Source organism: Clostridium sp. FS41, from assembly GCF_000954015.1.
Classification (GTDB): Bacteria; Bacillota; Clostridia; order Lachnospirales; family Lachnospiraceae; genus Enterocloster; species Enterocloster citroniae.
This window is the reverse complement of the sequence record NZ_JYHN01000064.1, coordinates 153,579-175,379: the sequence shown is the minus strand read 5'-3', so window position 1 is coordinate 175,379 and position 21,801 is coordinate 153,579. Positions and strand designations below refer to the sequence as shown.

Here is a 21,801-nt window from a genome sequence, read left to right as displayed (position 1 = left end):
ATTAAAAACACCCCATCTATTTGGATACAAACGGATGGGGTGTTTTTTAGGATCTTAATCCAACCTGCGCATAGCAGTGTCACAACTTCAGATTTCTTAAGAATTATATGAGGCAGATCATGAGATTTTAGCCTGTATGATTGGTGGTATGAAAAAAAGGAGTGGGACAAATGAAGCAAAAGGAGCTGATGATCCATGTTCAGGATGTGCGCAAAGTCTACCGGATGGGGGATGAGGAAGTGGTGGCCTTAAACAGGATCAACCTGAAAATATATAAAGGTGAGGTGTGCTGCATCTTCGGGACCTCAGGGTCGGGAAAGAGCACCCTGTTAAACCAGCTGGCAGGCATGGAAAAACCTACCAGGGGACGGGTCCTGATCCAGGGAATGAATATATCACAGATGGATGAGGAGGAACTGGCGGCGTTCCGTCAGAAACATATCGGCTTTATCTTCCAGTCCTACAATCTGCTGCCGTCCATGACAGCGGTGGAAAACGTGGCATTGCCCCTGATGTTCAGGGGAATGGAAAAGGAAAAGCGGGAGGGCATTGCCCAGGTGCTTTTAAGACGGGTGGGCTTGTCCCACCGTCTGCATCACTATCCGGGGCAGATGTCGGGCGGCCAGCAGCAGAGGGCCGGGATCGCGCGGGCCTTTGTGACCAGGCCCCAGGTGGTGTTTGCAGATGAGCCCACCGGAAACCTGGATTCCAGGACCACGGAGGAGATCATGAAAATGATCATGGGCTTTGCCAGGAAATACCATGAAACCATTATCCTGGTCACCCATGACCCGGGTATGGCGCGCTTTGCGGACCGCATTGTGACGTTAAAGGACGGCAATGTAATTGGAGATGAAAGGATGGACGGATATGCTGAATCAATATAGGGGACTTAAAAGACTGGAGGTATTTCTGGCAGCCGTGGTCCTTATGGCCTCGGTTTTTGCAGGAGGGACTGCAGGGCGTGCCCTGGCCCAGACGGGCAGGGGAGGAGCGGGGGCAGCCACAGGGACCCCATCGAATGCATCTCCCAGACCATCCGGAAGCGGAGAAAAGGAAGAAAATGATGAAACGGAAGAAGTACCGGGCGCTCCGCTGAACCTGAGCATAGACGGCTATGAGATCTATGCAGTGGCCGGATCAAGGGATACGCTGGATAACCTGCGAAAAGGCAGGCAGGCCAAAGTGCTTGTACATGTAAAGGGGACGGGGATACGCACAAAGGATGTGGGGAAGACCAATATTTCCGTCACAAAACTCAATGACAGCTTTAAAATGTCCGGGAATCCAAAGGTAAAGGTAACATCGGAAAAGGAAGATGATCTGGAGTTTACGGTTACATTTGCCAGGCTTACCTATCTTGGAAAGGGCAATGGCCTGAAATTCAGGACCAGTTTTAAAAAGGCGGGAATCCCATCTGAGATCCAGGAAGCCGCCATACTGGAGTGTGAGGAATCCTATCCCGGGGAGCACGGGGATTCGGGCAGTACAAACGGACAGCCGGTCATTAAAGTCAGAAGGATCAGCCCACAGGCTCCCGTGGGGCCCGGAGACCATTTCACCCTGGAACTGGATATGGAAAATACCAGCAGTGACGCGGATATAGAGGACATGGTGGTCACCGTGAGCCCGGGAGGTTCCGTGTTTATCGGGGATGACACCAATTCCCGGATCGTCAGCCGCCTGGATTCCAGGAAGACGGCTTCTGTAAAACTCAACATGATTGCGGGAACAGAGATATCCGGACCCACCCAGGTCATTGACCTGGAGCTGAAATATAATTATTATTCAGGGGGAAATCTGGTTTCAGGCACCTCCTCCCAAAAGGTACTGATTCCCGTAAAGGGAGGCTCTGTCTCAGGCCAGCCCGTCATCAGGGTGGGGAGGAGCATTGGAAGGACCGTCAACCCAGGGGAGGCGTTCCAGGTGCTGCTGACCCTTCAAAATACCAGTGCGGACAAGGATATCCGCAACCTTGCAGCCACCTTTGAATCCAATGACCAGATATCGCTTTTGGAGGAGACGGATACCAGGCGTTTGGGGGAACTGAGGGCCGGCCAGTCCATGGAAGTGCCTGTGCGCCTTCAGGCAGGGGCTGAGCTGTCCTCAGCTGCTTCCCAGTTATTGGGGATGACACTGAAATTTGATTATGATTCCGACAAGGGAGCAGTCCAGGGCACTTACAGTGAAAAGATTGTGATCCCCACCAATGGTCAGGCAAAGGGACCTGGGAATCCCACACCCAATGTGATCGTCACAAATTATACATATGGGGAAAAAGTGACGGCCGGCCAGGTATTTGATCTGGAGATGGAGTTTCAGAACACCAGTAACGCCTCAGCAGTAGAAAATGTGGTGATGTCCCTGGACACTGGGGAGGGCATCTCCATCAACTCATCCTCCAACACATTCTATATTCCAAAGCTGGGGCCGGGTGAGAGCAGAAAGGAGAAGGTAACGGTACAGGCCCTGTTCCAGTCCAAGCTTCAGTCACCCAAGATCACCATTGCCTGCAAATATGAATATGTGGACAAAAGGGAGCGGAAACAGTCCAACTCCAATGAAACCATTGCAATACCCGTATATCAGCCGGACCGGTTCCAGGTAAAGGAGCCCTCATTTACAGAAGCCATACGCCAGGGTGAGGAGGCCGCCATTTCTATTCCCTATGTAAATAAGGGGCGGGGACAGGTGTACAATGTGGAAGCCAGGCTGGAGGGGGAGATCGATGCCCTGTCCAGGGACCTGACCCTGGGGAATTTTGAACCGGGAAAAAGCGGAACCATTGATTTTGTGGTAACGCCTGGAACAAAGGGGGAATTTAAGGGACAGGTGATCGTGACCTATGAGGATGAGGCCATGGAGGTGAAGACCCTGCAAATTCCGGTGAATTTTACTGTGCAGGAGGCTGCACCTGAAATGAGTGAGCTCCCCGTGGATGCGGGAACGGATCAGGATCGGGGCGGCGCAGGCCCCGGGATATGGCTTATGGCCTTGGTGCCGGCCATTGTTGTTCCGGCCGCAGTGGTCCGAGTCAGAAGAAAAAGGAGGAAAAAGAAAGAGGCGGCGTCCGGGCTGGATCCGTGGGATGAGCTGGAAGATATGAGCCGGGATGACACAGACCGGGAGGGACGATCATGAAGACAAGGGATCTGATCACCGTATGCCTCCAGAATTTAAGCCGCCACAAGGCCCGCACCCTTCTCACTGTGCTGGGGGTCATTGTGGGCTGCTGCTCCGTGGTGATCATGATATCCATTGGGATCGGTATGAAGGACGCCCAGGAAAAGGCGCTGGCGCAGATGGGGGATCTGTCCATTATACAGGTGTATCCCACCGGGAAGGGAGCTAAATCCGCAAAGCTGAATACCAGGGCCATAAACAAAATAAAAGAACTCCGGGGGGTGGAGGCTGCCACTCCCAAGCTGAGCGAAGAAAATGTTCCCATTACAGTCTATGGGGGAAGGGATAAGCGGTACAAGGCCGGTTACGCATCCATTGTGGGAATTGACCTGTCCGCTGCCCGGGCCATGGGTTATAAGCTTACGCAGGGGGATTGGCAGCCGGATAAAAAGGACTGTATTTATGCCGGACAGAATTTCGCTTATATGTTTGAGGATACCAAACGGCCCCAGGGAAAAAATACAGTGGATATGTACGGCGGAGAATGGGATGACAAGGGAATGCCGGTGATGCCGCCGCCCTATTTTGACATTATGAAAACCCCTGTCACCATGGAACTGGACAGCGGAAAGGAAGACGGAAAAAGGGTGGTTCAGGCATTTAAGGCAGCAGGGAGGCTGAAAGAGGATTTCGCAAAGGGTGAGGAGACTTCCATGGGCCTGCTGATGAGCCTGGAAATGTACCAGTCCCTTTTGGAGCAGCAGGCCCGATTGGCTGGAAAAAAGTGGGATTCACGTAAGGGATACCAAAGCGCTCTGGTAAAGGTAAAAGATATCAGGGATGTGGCCCGGGCGGAATTGGAGATCAAAAAGATGGGATTTAGGACCAGTTCCATGGAGAGCATACGAAAGCCCATGGAGCAGGAGGCAAGACAGAAGCAGATGATGCTGGGAGGCCTGGGCGCAATCTCCCTGTTTGTGGCGGCATTGGGGATCACTAACACCATGATCATGTCCATATCAGAGCGCACAAGGGAAATCGGCGTGATGAAATCACTGGGGTGCTTTGTAAAAGACGTAAGAAAAATATTTTTACTGGAAGCCGGGTGCATCGGCCTGTTGGGAGGTATTGCGGGTTCGGTCCTAAGTTATGGGATCTCTGCTGTCATGAACCTGGCAGCTGCCCGGTTACCGGTTTCCGCCTCCATGCAGATCATAGACGGGATGGCGGATATCCCCTCCCGCCTGTCCGTGATCCCGTGGTGGCTCAGCCTGTTCGCCATCCTGTTTTCAGTGGCCATTGGCGTGGGGGCGGGTTATTATCCGGCCAACAAGGCGGTGGGGATCCCGGCCCTGGAGGCCATTAAGCATGACTGATCCCCAAAGAGTGTTTCTGAAGAAAACTTAAGAATTACTGTATTATATGGAATGCGTCCCTTGCCTGAGATATAATGGGGAAAAGTGCCGGGAAAGAGGCAGACATTGGAGGATGGGAATTTGATGGAACGAAAGATTCTGTTTGCAGATGATGATGCTGAGATAAGGGAGGTGGTGCGGATCCTTCTGGAGGGGGAGGGCTACCGGGTGGATGAGGCTGCTGACGGCATATCGGCAGTGTCCATGGCGGATGACACCTATGACCTGATCATACTGGATGTGATGATGCCCGGCCGCTCCGGTTTCTCCGCCTGTGCGGAGATCCGCAAAAAATCCGTGGTGCCGATCCTGTTTTTGACAGCCCGCACCCAGGATTCCGATAAGACCATGGGGTTTGGCGCAGGAGGGGATGATTACCTGGCAAAGCCCTTTTCCTATACGGAGCTGGCCGCCAGGGTGAAGGCCATGATACGGCGATACCATGTATATAAGGGCAAGACGGAGGAAAAGGAGGACGGTGCGGTTACGGTCAAGGACCTGACCATCCAGAAAGCATGGAATGAGGTCAGGAGAGCAGGGGAAGAACTCCTTTTAACGGATTTGGAATACCGGATCCTGCTCCTTTTGGCATGCAACAGGGGAAGGATATTTACCATTGAAAATATTTATGAGAGCGTATGGGAAGAGCCTTTTTTCTACAGTGCAAATAATACGGTGATGGTACATATACGGAACTTGAGGAAAAAGCTGGAGGCGGATCCTAAGAATCCCAAATATGTGGTCAATGTCTGGGGAAAGGGGTACCGGGTTGAGTAAAAGATGCAGGATCAGCAAGCTGGGGATGGAACTGGCCCTGTCTGCCATCCTCTCTGCCATGGTCGGTATGTTCCTGTTCATGGGACTGAATTCCCTTGGCTATGGAATGTTAGACAGGATGCTTTTCAGGGAGGATGTGATACTGGCCAAGGAACAGGGGGGCATAGACAGCCTCCAGGAATATGTGACAAAAAACAGCCTGTCCTCAGGGGACAGCAATATGCTGGACCAATGGGCTAAAACACAGAAAAACCTTCTGATCACCCTGTATAAAAATGATAATATCTTTTACAGCAATGACGGAAAGATTGCGGCCGCGATCCCTTACATGGAGTACGGAACCTCGTCAGAGGAGGAAAAGGCAGGGGAAGATGAGATGAGGACAGATATGGATGCGATGGGCATTCCGTGGGCCTACCGGCTGCAGTTTGCAGACGGGACCGTGGAGGCTGTCATCAGCTATTTCTTCGAGGCCGGATACTATACGGCGGTGAGTGCGGTCAATGGAATCATATCCGTTTCGGCTTTTATGATCCTTTTGTTCCTGCTGATCCGCAGGAAGGTGCGTTATATTGCCCTGCTGGAGCGGGAAATCCATATTCTGAAAGGCGGGGACCTGGATTACAGCATCACGGTCAAGGGAAGGGATGAGCTGGCGTCCCTGGCGGCTGAGATGGATGCCATGCGCCTGGCTGTGAAGGAACGTCAGGAACAGGAGGAGTCGGCCAGGGATGCCAACCGGGATCTGGTGACAGCCATGTCCCATGACCTGCGCACGCCTTTGACCTCACTTCTGGGATATGTGGATATCCTTCAGATGGAGCGGTGGAAGGATGAGGAGCAGTACAGGCGGTGCCTGGCGTCTGTTAGGGACAAAGCCTATCAGATCAAGGATATGTCGGATAAGATGTTTGAGTATTTTATTGTTTACGGTAAGGAGAAGGAGGAACTGGAAACCATTGAGGTTAATGGGGCGGAGTTCCTGGGCCAGGTGGTGGAGGAGAGTCTCTTTGACATGGAAAACCAGGGATTTGCCATTGAGCGCAGTTCAGACGACATTGACTGCCGCCTTATGGTGGACATCGGGCTGGTGCGCCGGGTGTTTGGGAACATCTTCTCCAATCTCCTGAAATATGCAGATCCTTCCCACCCTGTTACAGTGGAGTACAGGCAGGGAAAGGACCGTCTGTGGATCCGATTTACCAATCATGCCGCAAAAGATCTTGCACAGAAGGAGAGCAGCAGCATCGGACTTAAGACATGTGCCAAGATCATGGGCCGCCACAGGGGAAGCTTTGTCTGCAGCAGGGAGGGATGCCTGTTTGTGACAGAGCTGGAATTTCCCACACTGCAATTTCCCGCAGAATAACTGCAAGACGGCCATAAAGCCTGATAAATAAGACTTGATAAATAAAGCCTGAATTTGGAAAGCCTACGTATTCCGGGGCTGGATATCCGGCAGGGTAACCACGAAGGTGGTTCCGATACCCTCCTCGCTGTGAACCGTAATATTCCCACCGTGAAGGCGGATGATCTTCTCCACCACCGTAAGTCCGATCCCGTTGCCTTCCGTGGTATGGGAAAGATCACCCTGATAAAAGCGGTCAAATATGTGCTGACTGGTCTCCTCGCTCATTCCGCAGCCGTTATCCAGGATATGGAAGACAGAGGAGGTGCCTGACCGGTGAAGTTTCAGTTTGATTTTGCCGTGGTCGGGAGAGAACTTGATGGCATTGTCGATCAGGTTGATCCATACCTGGTTCAACAGGTTACGGCTGCCGTAATATTCAATCTCCTCCATGTCAATGATGAGTTCCAGCTGTTTTTTCTGCCATTTGGATTCCAGGAGCAGTACGGACTGGCGCACCTCCTCGGTCAGATCAAACAGCTCCATATCCGAGAGGATGTTCAGGTTTTCGATTTTGGACAGGTTTAGTACATTGGTGGCCAGCTGTGAGAGACGGTTGGATTCATGGATAATAATGTCCAGGTACTCCTGCCGCTCCTGCTCCGGCAGGTCGGGATTTTTTAAAAGCTTTGCAAAACCCCGCAGGGATACAATGGGGGTTTTAAATTCATGGGAAAAATTATTGATAAAATCAGATCGCAGAAGCTCTGTGTTCTCCAGCTCCTGAGCCATGGAATTAAAACTCTCGGAAAGCCTGACAAATTCCCGGGTCAGGTCCAGATGGACCCTGACATGGAAATTGCCTTCCGAAAGCTGGTTAATGGCTTCGATCAGGTCACGGATGGGTTTTAAAGGGATCCGGCTGGCCAGTATGGTGAGGACCACGCCCACCAGGGTGCTTACTAGTATGGTAAATGGTATGGGACGCCAGAACTGAGGCATAGGGATATCGGCCTGATACCATATCTTCAGGTATAGGTACATAAGGGTTCCCTGAAGTGTCATGACCGCAAACATGATCACAAAGATCACCAGGGACAGTACCAGGATAACGGTGCGCAGCGGTTTGTGATTGATTTTTTTCTTCATACGTTTTTGACCGCCTTATAACCCAGGCCGCGAATGGTTTCAATGGTAAACTCCGGATATGCCTCAAAGCGTTTGCGGAGCCGGTTGATGTGGACATTGATGGTATTGTCATCGGATTCAGATTCCATTCCCCATATTTCATCCATGAGCTGGATGCGGGTGAATATCTTGCCCGGATAGGAGAGGAGTTTATACAGCAGATAGAATTCCTTTCTGGGCAGGGTCTGGCTGTTACTGTCCCTGGTCACGGTAAGGGAATCATAGTCCAGGATCACATCACCGATCACGATTTTTCTTTCGCTGGCGATCTGAGCACGGCGCAGCAGAGCCTTGATGCGCAGGATCATTTCCTCCTCATCCACCGGTTTTGTCATATAGTCATCTGTTCCCACAATAAATCCTTTGCGTTTGTCTTCGGGAAGCTGCTTGGCGGTGACCATCAGAATGGGCAGGTTATAATCTGATGCCCGCAGCTGTTTTGTAAGTTCATACCCATCCATGCCGGGCATCATGATATCCAGAACCGCCAGGTCTACCAGGTGTTTGTCCAGAAGCTTCAGGGCTTCCTCCCCGTTGCAGGCCATGATCGGATGGAATCCATTGCTTTTTAAAACAGCCTCCATTAGTTTACGCGTGTTTTTATCGTCTTCCACTACTAATATCTGAAACATGGCATTATCCTCCAATTGATTTCTATTATACATTTATAGCATTCATTTATAAAGCGAACATGAATAAATCACAGAATGTTCACTTTTATTTTACGTACATTAGGGATTTGTTAATGTTTAATTTATCTTGAACCTTTACTATATGAGACGAATGGATAAAGGCAAAGGAGAGAGATAATGGAAAAGAGCATGAAGGTTAAGATTGGGATTGGGGCAGCTGTAGCGGTTGTGGCAGTCCTTTTGGTGCTGTCAGGAATGGATAAGGGACAGAAAAAAGCCATGGGGGCAGGCCAGGAAGCTTCCCCTACCATTGTAAAGGCCCAAAACCCGGTTAAGGGGGATATCAGACTGACCACTGGCCTTACCGGAACCGTGGAGCCCTCTGATTTTGTCTATGTGTATGCCAAAGCCTCCGGTGATGTGACCAGCGTTCTGGTTAAGTCCGGAGATGTGGTGGAACAGGGACAGGTGCTCTGTGAGATTGACACGGAGCAGGTGGAGACATCCAAGAATTCCATGGATGCGGCCTTTGTTTCCCTTTCCGAGGCCCAGAGCAATCTCAGCAGGATGCAGATCCTTTATAACAGCGGCGACCTCTCGGATCAGGAATATGAGCAGTACTCCAACCAGGTCAAGTCAGCCAGGCTGCAGTATGAATCGGCAAAGCTGGCCTATGAAAAACAGGTGGAATACAGCACGGTGACAGCTCCCATCAGCGGCAAGATCGAGAGCTGCGATATAGAAGTACATGACCGCGTGTCCCAGTCGGCCCAGCTGTGCGTCATTGCAGGGGAGGGAGAGAAACGCGTATCCTTTTACGTGACGGAGCGGATGATGGGTAACATAGCATCCGGGGATGCGCTGGATATCCAGAAGGACGGGGTGACTTACCAGGCAAATATCAGTGAGATCAGTTCCATGGTGGACTCGGATACAGGTCTGTTTAAGGTTAAGGCAGAACTTAAAGACGCGGACGGCATAGCGACAGGCAGCACCGTTAAACTGAGTCTGGTAACGGAATATACGGAAAATGCAATGACCATACCGGTGGATGCTGTTTACTACAGCGGCGGGGACGGGTATGTATATCTCTATAAAGACGGCATAGCGCAGATGGTGCAGGTGGAAGTGGGGCTTTATGATTCCGAGAAGGCTGAGATCCTGTCCGGCATTTCAGAGGATGACATGGTGGTAAGCACCTGGAGCTCCAACCTGTATGAAGGGGCCAGGGTTCAGCTGAGAGAAGAATCCGGCCAGGCGCAGGACAGCAGTGCGGATCAGGCAGAATAGGGAGGCATACCATGGGACTTACAAGACTTGTATTAAAACGGCCGGTAGCAACGGTCATGACCCTGCTTTGCCTGCTGGTGTTCGGTATCTCCTCCGTATTTTCAGCTACCCTGGAGCAGATGCCCGACACAGATACTCCCATGCTGATCGTCATGGGAAGATATTCCGGCGCAGGGCCTGAGGATATCAATGAACTGGTGACAGAACCCATAGAGGATGAGGTCAGCACCCTGGAAGGGGTAAAGAGCATGTCCTCATCCTCCAGTGACGGCCGTTCCATGGTCATGCTGGAATATGACTACGGTACGGATATGGATGAGGCATATGATGACTTGAAAAAGAAACTGGACAGTCTGGAGCGCCAGCTTCCGGATGATGTGGAAACTTCTGTCATGGAAATGAACAACAATGCCAGCTCGACTATGATGCTGTCCATTTCCCACAAAACAGAAAAGGATCTGTACGATTATGTGGACCAAAAGGTGGTGCCTGAGTTTGAAAAAATAACCTCGGTGGCCGATGTGGAGGCCATGGGAGGTTCCTCGGAATACATAAGGATCGAACTCCAGTCTGAAAAGATGGCCCAGTATAAACTGACCATGAGCCAGATCGGGACAGCTATGAGCGCAGCCAATCTTTCCTACCCCTCCGGTGATGCTGTGGCAGGGAACCTGGAGCTGTCCGTCACCACCTCGGTGGAGAATGACACATTGGACGACTTAAAACGTGTTCCCATCACCACATCCAGCGGACAGATCGTGTACCTGGAGGATGTGGCCAATGTATATGAGGCGGAGGAGCAGAGAGGCGGCATTTCCAGATATGACGGCCAGGAGACCATTTCCCTGTCCATCTCCAAACAGCAGAGCAGCACGGCCATGGATGTGTCGTCCGCCGTGCAGAAAACCATTGCCTCCCTGGAAGCAGCGGATGAGGATCTCCACGTTACCATTGCCAGGGACACGGCTGACAGCATTTTAAGTTCCCTGCAGGACGTGGCTGTGACCATGGTGCTGGCCGTGGTTATTTCCATGATCATTATTTTTGTGTTTTTCGGGGATTACAAGGCATCCCTGATCGTTGGAAGCTCCATCCCTACCTCCATCCTGCTTTCACTGATCCTCATGACCTCCTTTGGATTTTCCCTGAACGTCATAACCATGAGCGCCCTGGTGCTTGGCGTGGGCATGATGGTGGATAACTCCATTGTGGTGCTGGAGAGCTGCTTTAGGGCAACGGATGAAAGTGAGGACAAGGGACTGCTGGGCTATGCCAAATCAGCTTTGGGAGGCACCGGCATCGTGCTCCAGTCCATCATCGGTTCTACGATTACAACCTGCGTGGTATTTATCCCACTGGTATTCTTACAGGGTATGACGGGCCAGATGTTCAAACCGCTGGGATATACCATTGTGTTCTGTATGAGCGCATCCCTGTTCTCAGCCATGACCGTGGTGCCCTTAAGCTATATGATGTATAAACCCAAGGAGATGGAAAAAGCACCCATGTCCCGTCCCGTGGTCCATATGCAGAACGCGTACCGGCGCATCATGCCAAGCCTGTTAAAACACAAAGCCCTGGTGATGATTGCTTCGGTGGCGATCATCATTGCAACCCTGGTGCTGGCAAACGGCATGGAAACAGAGCTTATGACTTCGGATGACACGGGAACCGTAAGCGTATCCATAGAGACCAGGCCCGGCCTTCTCACCGACCAGGCCAATGACATGCTGTCCCGTGCAGAGGGTATTGTGGCGTCCAATGAAAATGTGGATTCCTACATGCTGCGGTATAACAACAGCAGCGGTACTATTACCGCTTATCTGAAGGATGACAGAACCATGGATACGGAGGATGTGGCCACGCTGTGGGAAAAGGAAATGTCGGATATTGACAACTGTACAATTACCGTGGAGGCGTCCACTTCCATGAGCTTTATGGGAAGAGGAAGGGGATATGAGACCATTCTCCACGGCACCCAATATGATGAGCTGAAGGAAGTGAGCGATAAGATCGTAAAGGAGATGACAGCCAGGGAGGATGTGGCCAATGTCCATTCCAGCATTGAAAATACAGCCCCTATTGTGACCATTGAGGTGGATCCTGTCATGGCGGCGGCGGAGGGACTTTCCCCTTCCGAGATAGGAAGCATGGTAAGCCAGATGCTGGATGGCGTGGAGGTTACCACCCTGGATATCGATGGCCGGGAGGTCAGCGTTATGGCTGAATACCCGGAGGAGGAGTACAGGACAGTGGACCAGTTACAGGGGATCATATTGTCAAAGCCCTCCGGCGGTTATGTGGCCCTTGCCGATGTGGCGGAAATCTATTTTAAGGACAGTCCGGCTTCCATTTCCAAAACAGATAAGTCCTATGAGATCACGATCACAGCAGACTACACGGGCGGTAATGTGAAATCCGTCATTGACAGCGAGGTCATAAATCCCAACCTGTCCGGTACCATTACCACAGGCGTTAACTCCAGGGACCGGATGATGCAGGAGGAGTTCTCGGCCCTGTATCAGGCCATTGCCATTGCCGTGTTCATGGTATTTGTAGTCATGTCGGCCCAGTTTGAGTCTCCAAAGTTTTCCTTCATGGTTATGACCACCATTCCCTTCAGCCTGGTGGGGTCCTTTGGACTCCTGAAGCTGACCGGCGTGTCCATCAGTATGACTTCCCTGCTGGGATTCCTGATCCTGGTGGGAACCGTGGTAAATAACGGCATCCTTTACGTGGACACCGTAAACCAGTACAGAATGACCATGGATTTAAAGACAGCCCTGATCGAGGCAGGCGCCACCAGGCTCCGCCCCATCCTTATGACCAGCCTGACCACCATCCTGTCCATGATCCCTATGGCGCTTGCCATTGGAAGCAGCGGTTCCACTACCCAGGGACTAGCGGTGGTTAATATCGGAGGACTGACAGCGGGTGTGCTGGTAGCCCTGTTCATACTGCCGATCTATTACGCGATCATGAACGGCAACAAGAAGCGGGTGGTCCTGGATATTTAGCGGGATCCGGCCCAAAAAAGGATTTGAAAAGGAAAGGTGATTACATGACGGGTAAAAGAAAGGCGGCAGGGGTCCTGCTTTGTGCAATATGCGTGGCTCTGACCCCTGCCAGTGCCCTGGCGGGAAGCCCTGAGTTTGCCTATACCGCTGAGAAATGGGCGCAGCTTCGGGACAACAGGCTGGAATTTGACGAGATCGGTGACCTGGTCCATGAGTATAACAACACGGTCATCCAGAACCAGATTGAATACGAGGAGTACAGAGGAGAAAGCCGGGATGATATTTCCCAGGATTATTATGATGCTGCGGATGATGTGTACGGCACCATGGATTATCCGGATTCCAGTGATTCCGACTATGCAAGCCGTCTGTCCTCTTATTTGAACAGCCAGATCCAGGTGGATAAGCTGAGGGAGCAGGGGGATGACAATGTGGATGACGGCGATACCAAGAAGCTGGGGTATGACCAGACCGAGGCCGGTCTGGTAAAACAGGCTCAGAGCAGCATGATCGACTATTGGAGCCAGACCTATGCCCTTAAGCGGCTGGAGGAAAGCAGGCTCCAGTCCCAGCTGGCCTATGAATCAACGGCCACAAAACTCAGCGCAGGCATGAGCACTCAGGCGGACCTGCTTTCCGCCAAAGAAGCGGTGACCACAGCCGAGGCATCCATTGTATCTGCAAACAGCAGCCTTGGCAAGACAAAGGAAACACTTTGCCTCATGCTGGGCTGGACTTACGGAGCGGATGTGGAGATCTGTGATGTTCCGGAGCCGGACCTGGAATGGATGGAATCCATTTCCCTGGAATCCGATATCCCGCTGGCCCTGGAAAATAGTTACAGTCTGAAAATACTGAAAAGACAGATTGAAAATGCAGTCAGCGTCAGCAACAGGGAGAGCCTGGAGCAGTCCTATAAAAGCCAGAGGGAAGTGGCGTCCAACAGTGTGAAAAATGCGTACCAGAACCTGCTGCTGGCCAGGGAAGACTATGCCCAGGCCCTTCAGACATATGAGCTTGAAAAGAATACCATGGACACGGCTGACAGAAAACTCCAGGCAGGCACCATGACCAGGAATGCTTATGAAAAACAAAAATCCTCGTTTACCACATCGGAGATCAATGTGCAAACCCAGAAACTGGAACTTTTAAGGGCGCAGCTGGATTACCAGTGGGCAGTAAACGGCCTTGCATCTGTATCATGACAGGAGGGATCGGCATGAACAAACAACGTGTGCTCATATCCGCGTTTCTGTGCGCGTTTCTGGCCCTGAATCCGCCCATCACATCCTTTGGAGAGGAGTCTGATCCCTCTGGGGCTGTAAGGGTGGAATATGAAGATCTCCGCACACTTCTGAAGGAAGGGAACCTGACCCTGAAAAAAACCATAGCGGACCAGGAGGATACCATCAATGCCTACCAGGAGATGTGGGATACCATGAAATGGGAACAGGATAACATGGAAGACAAGGCCGAGGACCTTTCAAATGAGAATGGGGAGACATCGGCGGTTTATTCCTCCAATGCATCCATGCTGAAGGCATCGGCCAGCCGTATCTATAACCAGATTAAAAACCTGACGGATGAAAAGAGCGCCAGGACCATAGAAAAGTCAGCGGATTCCTATACATATACGGCACAGACACTGATGAACTCCTACAATCAGATGGCGCAAAACCGATATGCTGCCGAAAAAAATGTCCAGGCTTTGGAAGCGTCCTATCAGGCTCTTGTAAGAAAAAGTACAGCCGGTTCAGCGACCCAGGCCCAGGTCCTTTCTGAAAAAAGCAGTCTGGACATTGCGCGCAATTCCCTGGAATCCCTCAGGGAGCAGGAGCGGGAACTGCGCTTTCGCCTGCTGACCATGCTGGGTCTGGAGGATAGAGAGGATGTTGTCATCGGCGCCATACCGGCCCCGGATATGGAGGCCATTGCCGCCATTGATTTTGAATCAGATAAACAAAAAGCCGTGGGCAATGATTCCAACGTCCAGAACGAACGTCACACCAGGGCCTACAGCACAGCGGATATCAACAGGAGATTTAAACAGGTGGGGGAGGCCGAGGGCACGGCAGAGGCCTCCATTCAATATGCCTACCAGGAGCTGGAATCCAGGGTCATCCAATACCAGGCAGCCCTGGAGTCCTATGAAAGCGCCCTGCTTATCTACCAGTCTCTTCAGAGAAAACAGGCGGCCGGCCTGCTCTCCAACACAGAGTACCTGGAAGGGGAAGCCGCCTACGCACAAAAGCAGGCGGCCAAGGAGACTGCGTCCATGAATCTGGTGCAGGCCTATGAGTCCTATTGCTGGGAGGTGAAAGGGGTCAACTAGGAGCCTGCATCTCCTTTGGTAGTCTGTACTTCTTGGGGAGCCAGCGTCCGGTTGGGGAGCCAGCGTCCGGTTGGGGAGTCAGCGTCCGGCCGGTGAGCCTACATCCGTTCCAGGGAATCCGTAATATGCCGTGCCGGAATCTTAAAGGTCACCTCCGTGCCCTTCCCCAGCGTGCTGGTAAAGAAAAGGCCATAGGACTCGCCATACAGACTCTTTAAGCGCAAATTGGTGTTATAGATTCCGATGTGTCCGGGAATGGCGGGCTGCTTTACTCCGGAATCAGTGTCCGTATGGTCCACATCATACATCAAAGTATCAAGTTTTTCAGGCGGTATGCCTGCTCCATCGTCAGAGATGATGAACTCAATGTCATCCCCTGACCTCCAACCAGTGAGCAGGATGCTGCCTTTTTTTTCTTCCGTGGTCATGATGCCGTGGAGAAATGCGTTTTCCACAATGGGCTGGAAGGTGAGCTTGGGGATGGTATATTCATAAAGCTCCTCCGGGACATCGATCACAAAGGTGACGCAGTCATCGTAGCGCATGTTCTGAAGCTTTACATACAGGCTCACGTGCTGGAGCTCCGTCTCAATGGAATTCATCAGGCTTTTGCGGCTTAAGGTCAGTTTGTAGAAACGGGAAAGGGCCTGGATGGCCTGGGTGACCTCCTCGCTGCGGCCGGTCTGGGAAAGCCAGTTGATCATGTCCAGGGTGTTGTACAGGAAATGGGGATTGATCTGGGCCTGCAATGCCCGGAACTCGGCACGTCTTAAGTCATCGGCCGCCTGTTTCTGACTGTCCATAAGCAGGCCGATCTCCTCGGTCATATAGTTGTAGGTATCGGCCAGTACACCTACCTCATCGCAGCCGGTGTCTTCAATGTCCATGGGCTGTGGACGCCCGGAGCGCACCTTTTCCATCTGCAGGGCCACGGCAATGATACGGTCCGCAATGGAGTTTGACAGCTGGAATGAGATATACATGGCGACCGCGGTGAACAGCAGGTAGACAACTGCAAAATGCATCATCATCCCCCTGCCCGCATCTGTGATATGAAGGGCCGGGATAATGGAAACCATGGTCCAGTCCGTGTCATTGATGGGAAAATAAGCGGCATAGGCCGTGCTGTCCAGGAATGATACAAGGGAAAATTCCTTTTCCGTGCCCATACGGGTGCTAAGCTGGGATTGGGGGATGAAATACATGCCGGCCAGGCTCATGTCCGAGGCCGACACGATCACATCACGTTCATTGATGATAAATGCAGCCTCATCCCTTACCGTGGCATCCTTTCTAAGCACATCGTCAAAGGCTGACCGGGACAGATAGACCGCCACATAGGCGGAAGCGGTGTTGGAGCCGGCCGGCATCTGATCGGCGTTTGTGTAGGGGATCCTTGTAATATAAGCCAGTTTCCCGTTCTTTTCCGCTTCGTCCGGTGTCAGGTAAAGCTCCGGGCAGAGCAGGTGGATGCGGTCGGAGGAGCTGTAGATCCCATACCAGTAGCTGCTGGAAATGGAGGACATGGGGATGAACAGGGCATTTCCCACCCGGTTGTACTGCATAAGGTCGTTGTAAGCCTTGTCATCATAGTATATCTTCACATCCGTGATCAGGGATGTATCCGTGATGTTCTGGGCCAGGTGGAACAGGCTGTTCATCCGCGAGGTGGTAATGGTCCTGTTTCCTGCTATGTCGGTGGGGATACGGAAGATATCCTGCACAAACAGGGAGTTGGTGATGGTATCCGAGGAGGAAGCCACATGGGACATCAGGTTCTCGATGGAGTTGACTGTCTGGGAGGAGAGTACCTGCTCGGAGCGTATGTTGTCCTTCATCACGATCCCGTAAATACGCAGGAAAAAGAAACCTGACAGCACTGCTGTGGGCAGAAGGATCAGGATGATATGGGATATGATGAGTTTTGTCTTCAGCCGCAGGTCATAGGTGTACCGGTGGACCAGCTGGTTAATGGGATTTTTCATGACAGCATTTTCTCCCTGTATTCAGAAGGGGAAAGCCCCACCAGCTTTTTAAACGCCTTGCTGTAATAATTGCCATCGCTGTATCCGACCTTGGAGGATATATCGGTTATCTTATACCGGGGATCGCTGAGGAACTGCTTGGACATCTTGATCCGGTAATCCGTCAGGTACTGGTTCAGGGTCTGGCCTGTTTCATTTTTAAATATGGTGCACACATAGCTGGGGGACAGGTGGACATGTTCGCTGACATCCGGCACGGACAGGGATGCGGTTCCGTAATTCTGGCGTATGAATTCCTTGATCTGGAACACAATGGGGTTCTCCCCGCTGTCTGCCTTTAGCTGCTCAAAATACAGGCGCAGCTTGGCGCATAAAAGCTCATGGAGTTCCTTTAAGGTAGCGCACCCCATAACACCGTCCCAGATGCTTTCCGCGTGCAGGCCCTCCTTCTGCCACAGGGAAATATAGTTGTTCATACTGTGCTCATCCAGCTTGCTGAAATATCTGTAATAGATATCCTTTACCTGGCTGGCTCCCAGCATGCTGCTGGGCACAATGGAGCGGTACAGCCGGTCCGCCAGTTTAAGAGCGTGTTCCTCCTGTTTTTCCGCCAGGGCAACGGTAAAGTCAAGCATCACGTCAGCAGGCGGATGAAAGGGGACATTGACCATATCTTTTGTGAGGATGGAGCCGTACTCATGGAAAAAGCTTTCCTTCAGATATTCCTGGGCGTCCAGGAAGGAGACATGGGCCCGCTCCATTCCGCTGACCATGGGACCCACGGATATAAAGGAGAGGAAATAATCCCGGATCTGATCGGACAGGAATTTGGCACAGGACCAGATCACCTCTTCCTCCTGCCTGGTGCCGGAATACAGGAAAATGATGATGTACCGGTCCGCTCTCAGAAGATACATCTGATGCATTCCCCTGTCGGCCACAAAGCCGGTAAATGATTTCCTGATCTGTTCCATCCCCTGCTCCGGAAGCAGGCTTAAGGGTGTCCTGCTCTCCACGATCAATGCACAAAAGCAGGTGGTGGGTGTGATGGAGAGGGACAGGCGGTTGATGATCCCGGATGCCTCCTCCATAAAATCCGTATTCTGTTCCGTGAGAAGCATGGACAGGTGTCCAAGCAGTTCCTTTTCATGGCTCCTGGCGGCCACCTGGCGCGTGCTCATGGTGCGGCAGTTTTCCACTGCCTCCCTCACGGCACTGGCCAGTTCCTCCATATCCAGGGGCTTTTCCACATAGCTTACTGCCTTCAGCTTGATGGCGGCTTTCAGATATTCCTTATCCGAATAGGCGCTCATGAAGATAATAACCGTATCCGGCTGAGCTGCCAGCAGTTTTTCCGCCATCTGGACACCGTTCATACGGGGCATGCGGACATCTGTAAGTACGATATCCGCATGCTCCCTCAGGCCTGTCTCCAGCCCGTGGATCCCATCGTCAGCCAGGAATACCTGGGTGATCCCCAGGCTCTGTAAGTCCAGGTTGTCACGGATCCCCTCCCGGGTCAGTTTTTCATCATCAGCAATCAAAAGTTTCATCTATATGCACGTACCTTTCATTCAGTCATACAATCATTTTAACAAGAAATCGGCAATTTGCAACGAAAATAGACAAAATACCTCATTAGGTATATACTGGAAAAAAGAATTGGGACAAAGGTGGTGGCTGGAAATGAAAGACAAGCGCGGGCTGTGGGCGGCGGCATGTATTTTTATGATCGTGGGTATTTTCGTGAGTTCCTGCTATGGAGAGCAGGTCCACGACAAGGGGACCTACGCCATCATCATGAAATCCAGGAATAACTGGTATAATGAGCTGGCCAGCCGCGGATACAGACAGGTGATCGAGGCGGCGGGAAGGAACTGCATTACCCTGTACCCGGATAATGCCACGGCCCAGGAGCAGATACGCCTGATCCGCAACCTGATCCACGAACAGGTGGATGGAATTGCCGTGGCTGCCAATGATGAATACGCCCTGTCTCCTGTACTGAAGGAGGCAATGGATCAAGGCATACCGGTGGTTACTTTGGATGCGGATACGGAGGCAGGGAGCAGGAGCATCTATGTCAAACCCGTGGACGCGGGGAAGCTGGGGCAGCAGCTGGTACAATCCGTGTGCGATGTGTGCGGGGGCAGCGGACAGTGGGCCATCCTGTCTGCGGGAAGCCGGTCGGCCAATCAGAACGAGTGGATCTATTGGATGAAAAAGGAACTGGAGGGAACCAGGTACCGGGACTTGAGGCTGGTGGACATAGCATTCGGGGAAGGAATCTATGAAACCGCTTATGAGGAGACAAAACGGCTGCTGGACACATACCCGGATATGAAGGTGATCTGCTGCCTGTCCACAGAGGGGATCAAGGCTGCCGCGGACGTGGTCAGCGTCCGGGGTATTGAAAAGGACGTAAAGGTCATCGGACTGGGATTGCCGGGGCAGATGGCTGATCACATCGGTGATGGGGCGGAAGATGTCTGCCCTGTGATGTACATATGGGATCCTGTGGTCATGGGGGAGGTAGCGGCCTATCTTTCCCTGGGCTTGTCAAACGGTGAACTGGGTGATCCTAACGGTCAGAGCGGGACCAACGGTCAGAGCGGGACCAATGGGCAGAGCGGGACCAGCAGACAGGAGATCAAGCTGCCGGACGGCAGCAGCTACAGGCTGGAATTGGGCCGTGGCGGGGGTATGGAAATCATTTCCGGTGAGCCCATCCGGGTGGATGCAGACAGCGTGGAATACTGGAAAACGCAGTTTTAGGTAAAATATTTGAAAATTTTACAGCATATAATAGAATATTACCATGGAATTCCATTATGGTTGCGTGGTATGATAAGAGCGTACAAAGAATTACAGAAGAAAAAGGCAGTAACCATTGTCAGATGCCGGCTCTGCAAGGGCCATATCCCCCATGCACCTGACAGTGACTTACAAGATCACTATACGGAGGTGAAAAAAGATGAAACATGTAATGGTAAAGTTCGAGCAGGCAGACCAGATAATTAATTTCGTGAGAATCATCAACCGCTATGCATATGATGCAGATGTTAAGTGCGGCAGCCGTGTGGTTGATGCAAAGTCTGTTGTTGGAGTGCTGTCCCTGGCAAAATCCAAAACAGTAGAGCTTATTCTTCATACGGACGAATGTAATGAACTGCTGGAAGAGCTTGCTCCTTTTGCAGCATAATAATTTTTGATTTTCCTTACTTAAAATTCAGGCACGGACCGGTTGCAGGATATGCAGCCGGTCCGTGTTGTTTTTATATGAAAGGAAAATTCTCTGGAATTCCCTATGATATAAAAAACGCTCCGCGGAAACCGCACTGCGGCGGAAGGGAAAATGCCGCTGAAGCGGCCCGCTGCAGGCGGAGAATCCTGGAGCAGGATTCATTATTCTTCATTGATTCTTTCTCCCATAGGTGATATTATTCCTATGGCTGGAATCCTGAGGGGGACCGGATGGAACAATCGAATGAAACAACAAAGGATGGGGACATATGGTATGAAGCGGATAAAAGCGTTTGCAAAAAAGGAAACAGTGCTCAGCGCAGCCATTGTTTTGGCACTGGTATCCATGGTGTTGGTGAAACCGGACAAAGAGTATCTGGCGTACATGGATTACAGGACCATGGGGCTGCTGTTTTGCCTTATGACGGTCATGGCCGGCTTTAACCGGCTGGGGGTGTTTCGGGCAGCCGGCGGAAAACTGCTGGGAAGGGTCAGCCGGGCAGGCTGTGTGGCGGCCGTGCTGGTGTATCTGTGCTTCTTTTTCAGCATGATCATCACCAATGATGTGGCGCTTATCACATTTGTGCCATTTGGGATCACTGTACTTAAAATGGCGGGCATGGAGGCCATGGTGGTGCCCGTGGTCCTGCTTCAAACCATTGGGGCGAATCTGGGCAGCATGATGACACCTGTTGGAAATCCCCAGAATCTGTATCTGTATTCCAGGGCCGGGATACCGGCCCTGGATTTTGTGGGCCTTATGATGCCTTATACATTGGCATCCTTTGCGCTGCTGGGAATAGGTCTGATCATTGTGGGAAGATTATTCAGGGGACTTAAACGGGGAGAAGAATGCAGGGAAGGGAAAACATGTCCCGGGGAAAAGCTGCCCTTGGGACCGCTTTTTACATACACGGCCCTCTTTGGGCTGTCCATATGCTGTGTGGCTCATATGCTGCCGTGGCAGCTTCTTCTCATCCTTGTCCTGGCGGCAGTGTGGATGGGAGACAGAAGCCTGCTGCTGGCCGTGGACTATTCCCTGTTGGCGACCTTTGGGGCATTTTTTATCTTTATTGGAAATATGGGGCGTGTCCCCGCATTCTGCCGTATGCTGGAGGATATCTTAAACGGCAGGGAGATCCTTACCGCCGTGGCAGCCAGCCAGGTGCTGAGCAATGTGCCCGCAGCCCTGCTGCTGTCAGGGTTCACAGACAGATGGGAATGCCTTATAGTGGGGACGAATCTGGGCGGTCTGGGCACCCTGATCGCATCCATGGCCAGTCTTATTTCCTATAAATATATAGCCAGGCTGTACCCCATGTACAGAGGCAGGTATCTGGCCTGGTTCACGGCGGTAAATTTGGCTTTTTTGGCCGTTCTGCTGTGGATCGCGCTGTAAGATTGACCCTTTTTAAATGAGATGGGGAATGCTATACTTAACTTAGGACATG

The 21,801-nt window shown here is 51.8% G+C and carries 16 protein-coding genes; 12 read left to right on the top strand and 4 right to left on the bottom strand.

What is annotated here, in order from left to right; translation table 11 throughout:
* Positions 1 to 170: 170 nt before the first annotated feature.
* The 5 genes from CLFS41_RS18845 (at position 171) to CLFS41_RS18825 (ending at position 6,684) form a co-directional block, all read left to right on the top strand.
* Positions 171 to 887: an ABC transporter ATP-binding protein gene (locus CLFS41_RS18845; RefSeq protein ID WP_007867867.1), complete on the top strand. Its 717-nt coding sequence runs from the start codon at positions 171 to 173 to the stop codon at positions 885 to 887.
* Positions 871 to 3,141 carry a hypothetical protein gene (locus tag CLFS41_RS18840; RefSeq protein ID WP_007867862.1) on the top strand — a complete coding sequence of 757 codons (2,271 nt, stop codon included), beginning with the start codon at positions 871 to 873 and terminating at the stop codon, positions 3,139 to 3,141. The genes CLFS41_RS18845 and CLFS41_RS18840 overlap by 17 nt, the downstream gene beginning before the upstream one ends.
* A complete protein-coding gene (locus CLFS41_RS18835; protein WP_007867861.1) occupies positions 3,138 to 4,499 on the top strand; it encodes an ABC transporter permease in 1,362 nt (453 codons plus the stop codon). The genes CLFS41_RS18840 and CLFS41_RS18835 overlap by 4 nt, the downstream gene beginning before the upstream one ends.
* A gap of 123 nt (positions 4,500 to 4,622) precedes the next feature.
* Entirely contained in the window at positions 4,623 to 5,315 is a 693-nt protein-coding gene (locus CLFS41_RS18830; RefSeq protein ID WP_007867859.1) for a response regulator transcription factor, read from the top strand.
* Positions 5,308 to 6,684 (top strand): HAMP domain-containing sensor histidine kinase, encoded by a 1,377-nt coding sequence (locus tag CLFS41_RS18825; protein ID WP_052665812.1) that lies wholly within the window; start codon positions 5,308 to 5,310, stop codon positions 6,682 to 6,684. The genes CLFS41_RS18830 and CLFS41_RS18825 overlap by 8 nt, the downstream gene beginning before the upstream one ends.
* 63 nt (positions 6,685 to 6,747) lie before the next feature.
* On the opposite strand, the gene CLFS41_RS18820 is transcribed toward CLFS41_RS18825, so the two are convergent.
* Positions 6,748 to 7,812 carry a HAMP domain-containing sensor histidine kinase gene (locus tag CLFS41_RS18820; protein ID WP_007867855.1) on the bottom strand — a complete coding sequence of 355 codons (1,065 nt, stop codon included), beginning with the start codon at positions 7,810 to 7,812 and terminating at the stop codon, positions 6,748 to 6,750.
* Positions 7,809 to 8,483, bottom strand: coding sequence for a response regulator transcription factor (locus tag CLFS41_RS18815; protein ID WP_007867854.1), 675 nt, complete (start codon positions 8,481 to 8,483; stop codon positions 7,809 to 7,811). The genes CLFS41_RS18820 and CLFS41_RS18815 overlap by 4 nt, the downstream gene beginning before the upstream one ends.
* Before the next feature lie 177 nt (positions 8,484 to 8,660).
* Between CLFS41_RS18815 and CLFS41_RS18810 the strand changes: the two genes are divergently transcribed.
* Genes CLFS41_RS18810 through CLFS41_RS18795 form a run of 4 tightly spaced genes read left to right on the top strand, consistent with a single transcriptional unit; the run spans position 8,661 to position 15,122 of the window.
* Positions 8,661 to 9,773: an efflux RND transporter periplasmic adaptor subunit gene (locus tag CLFS41_RS18810; protein ID WP_007867851.1), complete on the top strand. Its 1,113-nt coding sequence runs from the start codon at positions 8,661 to 8,663 to the stop codon at positions 9,771 to 9,773.
* Between the two features lie 11 nt (positions 9,774 to 9,784).
* Complete coding sequence (locus CLFS41_RS18805; RefSeq protein ID WP_045093131.1) at positions 9,785 to 12,790, top strand: efflux RND transporter permease subunit; 3,006 nt, start codon at positions 9,785 to 9,787, stop codon at positions 12,788 to 12,790.
* A 44-nt stretch (positions 12,791 to 12,834) separates the two neighbouring features.
* Positions 12,835 to 13,995 (top strand): TolC family protein, encoded by a 1,161-nt coding sequence (locus CLFS41_RS18800; RefSeq protein ID WP_007867847.1) that lies wholly within the window; start codon positions 12,835 to 12,837, stop codon positions 13,993 to 13,995.
* 14 nt (positions 13,996 to 14,009) lie between these two features.
* Positions 14,010 to 15,122, top strand: a complete 1,113-nt coding sequence (locus tag CLFS41_RS18795) for a hypothetical protein (RefSeq protein WP_045093130.1) — start codon at positions 14,010 to 14,012, stop codon at positions 15,120 to 15,122.
* 98 nt (positions 15,123 to 15,220) lie between these two features.
* Here CLFS41_RS18795 and CLFS41_RS18790 read toward each other — a convergent pair whose 3' ends face one another.
* A complete protein-coding gene (locus tag CLFS41_RS18790) occupies positions 15,221 to 17,107 on the bottom strand; it encodes a histidine kinase (protein ID WP_007867843.1) in 1,887 nt (628 codons plus the stop codon).
* Positions 17,104 to 18,660: a response regulator gene (locus CLFS41_RS18785; protein WP_007867842.1), complete on the bottom strand. Its 1,557-nt coding sequence runs from the start codon at positions 18,658 to 18,660 to the stop codon at positions 17,104 to 17,106. Before CLFS41_RS18785 ends, CLFS41_RS18790 begins: the two co-directional genes overlap by 4 nt.
* Positions 18,661 to 18,793: 133 nt before the next feature.
* Here CLFS41_RS18785 and CLFS41_RS18780 point away from each other — a divergent pair, with 133 nt between their 5' ends.
* The 3 genes from CLFS41_RS18780 (at position 18,794) to CLFS41_RS18770 (ending at position 21,749) form a co-directional block, all read left to right on the top strand.
* Positions 18,794 to 19,882 (top strand): substrate-binding domain-containing protein, encoded by a 1,089-nt coding sequence (locus CLFS41_RS18780; protein WP_082082635.1) that lies wholly within the window; start codon positions 18,794 to 18,796, stop codon positions 19,880 to 19,882.
* 199 nt (positions 19,883 to 20,081) lie between these two features.
* Positions 20,082 to 20,309, top strand: a complete 228-nt coding sequence (locus CLFS41_RS18775) for an HPr family phosphocarrier protein (RefSeq protein ID WP_007867837.1) — start codon at positions 20,082 to 20,084, stop codon at positions 20,307 to 20,309.
* Between the two features lie 315 nt (positions 20,310 to 20,624).
* Entirely contained in the window at positions 20,625 to 21,749 is a 1,125-nt protein-coding gene (locus tag CLFS41_RS18770; protein ID WP_007867834.1) for an SLC13 family permease, read from the top strand.
* Positions 21,750 to 21,801 lie beyond the last annotated feature (52 nt).

Bases quoted from the DNA above. Each gene is read 5' to 3' on its own strand.
- CLFS41_RS18810 (WP_007867851.1), top strand. From the start codon at position 8,661: ATGGAAAAGAGCATGAAGGTTAAGATTGGGATTGGGGCAGCTGTAGCG.
- CLFS41_RS18790 (WP_007867843.1), bottom strand. From the start codon at position 17,107: ATGAAAAATCCCATTAACCAGCTGGTCCACCGGTACACCTATGACCTG.
- CLFS41_RS18820 (WP_007867855.1), bottom strand. From the start codon at position 7,812: ATGAAGAAAAAAATCAATCACAAACCGCTGCGCACCGTTATCCTGGTA.
- CLFS41_RS18845 (WP_007867867.1), top strand. From the start codon at position 171: ATGAAGCAAAAGGAGCTGATGATCCATGTTCAGGATGTGCGCAAAGTC.
- CLFS41_RS18775 (WP_007867837.1), top strand. From the start codon at position 20,082: ATGAAACATGTAATGGTAAAGTTCGAGCAGGCAGACCAGATAATTAAT.
- CLFS41_RS18800 (WP_007867847.1), top strand. From the start codon at position 12,835: ATGACGGGTAAAAGAAAGGCGGCAGGGGTCCTGCTTTGTGCAATATGC.
- CLFS41_RS18840 (WP_007867862.1), top strand. From the start codon at position 871: ATGCTGAATCAATATAGGGGACTTAAAAGACTGGAGGTATTTCTGGCA.
- CLFS41_RS18835 (WP_007867861.1), top strand. From the start codon at position 3,138: ATGAAGACAAGGGATCTGATCACCGTATGCCTCCAGAATTTAAGCCGC.
- CLFS41_RS18815 (WP_007867854.1), bottom strand. From the start codon at position 8,483: ATGTTTCAGATATTAGTAGTGGAAGACGATAAAAACACGCGTAAACTA.
- CLFS41_RS18805 (WP_045093131.1), top strand. From the start codon at position 9,785: ATGGGACTTACAAGACTTGTATTAAAACGGCCGGTAGCAACGGTCATG.
- CLFS41_RS18770 (WP_007867834.1), top strand. From the start codon at position 20,625: ATGAAGCGGATAAAAGCGTTTGCAAAAAAGGAAACAGTGCTCAGCGCA.
- CLFS41_RS18795 (WP_045093130.1), top strand. From the start codon at position 14,010: ATGAACAAACAACGTGTGCTCATATCCGCGTTTCTGTGCGCGTTTCTG.
- CLFS41_RS18780 (WP_082082635.1), top strand. From the start codon at position 18,794: ATGAAAGACAAGCGCGGGCTGTGGGCGGCGGCATGTATTTTTATGATC.
- CLFS41_RS18785 (WP_007867842.1), bottom strand. From the start codon at position 18,660: ATGAAACTTTTGATTGCTGATGATGAAAAACTGACCCGGGAGGGGATC.
- CLFS41_RS18830 (WP_007867859.1), top strand. From the start codon at position 4,623: ATGGAACGAAAGATTCTGTTTGCAGATGATGATGCTGAGATAAGGGAG.